1 protein-coding gene is annotated in these 332 nt (G+C 52.4%); it reads left to right on the forward strand.

Features of this window, described 5'->3' with window-relative positions; genetic code table 11:
* Positions 1 to 332: carbohydrate porin (locus FLQ44_RS04805; protein WP_147693320.1), on the forward strand; the 332-nt coding region annotated here is incomplete at both ends.

Genomic DNA, 332 nt, shown 5'->3' on the forward strand with positions numbered 1-332 from the left:
AAAATCAGTTCTCCACCACAACCAAACTGGTTGGGGAAGCGATCTTCGCAGTTACGGACAGCTTCGGTGAAGGTGTTGACGATAACACCGTCTTCGGCGACAGGGTGCGCTTAGACTTCCAAACCAGCTTTACGGGTTCAGATATCTTGCACACCCGTCTTGCTGCTGGAAACCTCAATGCCTTCAACGTAGCCGAGAATGGGCGAACATTTGAGGGCACCCAGACCTTTAACCTTGGCTATGGCGATGGCAACAACGACGTCGGCATAGACTGGCTGGCGTATGAATTCAACTATGGCGGTTCCAAAGTTTACATTGCCGCCACCGGAGGC

It is taken from the genome of Vogesella mureinivorans (genome assembly GCF_007644035.1).
In the GTDB taxonomy this organism is placed as follows: Bacteria; Pseudomonadota; Gammaproteobacteria; order Burkholderiales; family Chromobacteriaceae; genus Vogesella; species Vogesella mureinivorans.